This window comes from uncultured Holdemanella sp. (assembly GCF_934754935.1).
Taxonomy (GTDB): domain Bacteria; phylum Bacillota_I; class Bacilli_A; order Erysipelotrichales; family Erysipelotrichaceae; genus Holdemanella.
Genome location: NZ_CAKVJB010000069.1, coordinates 1 through 2,123, shown reverse-complemented (window position 1 = coordinate 2,123; position 2,123 = coordinate 1). Strand labels below are relative to the sequence as shown.

Here is a 2,123-nt window from a genome sequence, read left to right as displayed (position 1 = left end):
GATCATGTGCACCTCAGCAGTGCTCATCTATATTACCAAATACTTCTTACTTCGTCAAATGTTTTTTTACTTTTTTTCATATTTTTTACTGTATGCGCTTACATCATAAATACAAAAAAATAAGGCCATTTGACCTTATTTAAAATGTTCGTATGCAATACTATTTATTTTAGCCATTACATCGGCACCTTCATCACCTAAACTTGTTAATACAACTATACTATATGGTGTTTCGCATTCTACAAAACCTACACTATTCAATGCATAATCATACATACCATATTTTTGAGGCATACCCAGTTGAATATCTCGATCTAAATACTCTCCTGGCTCTGCTTTTTTCATATTGTCTATTAATCCTTGATACTCATCTTTATGAGCATATAAATATGTAATAACATCATTCATTGTATTTGCGGTTGAAACATTGTCCTCTGAATAATAATTATCACTAATTGAATTTGTATACTTCGTCATGGCTTCTTTATATTCTTTCCATCCACCAAGATTTTCAAACAATACATGCCCCGCATCATTATCCGAATAAACAATTAATGCATCTAACAATTCACTTAATGGTATTTGACTTCCAATCGCATAATTTGAACTAATGACACCCGCATCCTCATGCATATAACCACTGTATGTTAAAGTAGATTCCATAGTATATTCACCACTATTTACTTTATCATAATATAACATTGCCAAAGGAAGCTTATATATACTACCTGCAATAAACTCATTTTTCTCATTCATACTATATTTTATATTGTGTTTCAAATCTGTAATACAGTACGATACGCTCTCATGATCAATGTTATTTTCTTGGAAATACGCCTCAATTTCTTTCGCTAAAGCCATATCTATATATTTACTGTTATTTTCATTTTTCACTTCTGTACTTTGATCTTCCTCTATTTCACTTGTAGATGTAAATGCCTTCTTTTTTGTACTGCTCATTTCAGAGGCAAACATACAGAGTGCAATTAATAAAATAGATAATAAAGAAATGATTACGATTTTGTTTTTCTTATCCATAAATAGACCCTTCCAAACTATGAAAAAGAGTCTATTCAGACTCTTTTATATTAATGTTTAAAATGACGAACGCCTGTAAATACCATCGCAATACCGTGTTCATTACACTCATCAATTGAAAGTTGATCTTTAATAGATCCACCAGGTTGAATGATTGCAGTAACACCCGCTTTGATAGCTTCCTGTACCGTATCTGGCATTGGGAAGAATGCATCACTTGCCAAAACTGAACCTTTTGCCTTTTCACCAGCTTGTTCAATCGCAATCTTAGCTGCACCAACACGGTTCATTTGTCCAGCACCAACACCAACTGTCATATCATCCTTAGCTAAGACAATCGCATTGGATTTTACATGTTTAACAACTTTCCATCCAAATAACAATTGTTTAATTTCTTCTTCAGTTGGTTTACGGTTTGTCACACATTTTAAATCTTCTGCGTTAATTGTATGCTGATCCATCTCTTGAACCAATAGACCATCGTTAACATTTGTATATTTTAACGCACTTGAAACAGATAAGCTAGTATCTAATTTCATTAATCGAATATTTTTCTTACGAGTCAAGATTTCCAATGCTTCCTCAGAGAAATCTGGCGCAATGATGATTTCCAAGAAAATCTTCGATAATTTTTCTGCCAATCCCTTTTCCACTTTTGCATTTAACGCAACAATACCACCAAAAATTGAAATTGAATCTGCTTCATACGCCTTATCCCAAGCTGCTTCAATATTTTCACCAATACCAACACCACATGGATTCATGTGCTTAACACCAACAGCCGCAAATTGACCTTCAAAATCCTTTAAAATTTCAATAGCCGCATTACCATCCTGAATATTGTTGTAAGACAATTCTTTACCATGAAGCTGTGTTGCATTTGCCAAAGAATATTGAGGATTCATTCCCTTATAGAAAGCAGCCTTTTGGTGAGGGTTTTCACCATAACGCAAGTCTTGAACCTTATCAAAAGTAATTGTCATGCTTTCTGGGAATTCTTCATGTGTTTTCTTAGTTAAATAATCTGCGATCATCGCATCATAACGAGCTGTATGACGGAATACTTTTGCAGCTAAACGCTCACG

Annotated in this window: 2 protein-coding genes; both read right to left on the bottom strand. The window is 33.7% G+C overall.

Annotation, left to right across the window (positions count from 1 at the left end):
• Positions 1–135 precede the first annotated feature (135 nt).
• Complete coding sequence (locus Q0E86_RS11120; protein ID WP_295757189.1) at positions 136–1,038, bottom strand: serine hydrolase; 903 nt, start codon at positions 1,036–1,038, stop codon at positions 136–138.
• A gap of 50 nt (positions 1,039–1,088) precedes the next feature.
• Positions 1,089–2,123: bifunctional phosphoribosylaminoimidazolecarboxamide formyltransferase/IMP cyclohydrolase (purH, locus tag Q0E86_RS11115; RefSeq protein WP_295757187.1), on the bottom strand; the 1,035-nt coding region annotated here is incomplete at its 5' end.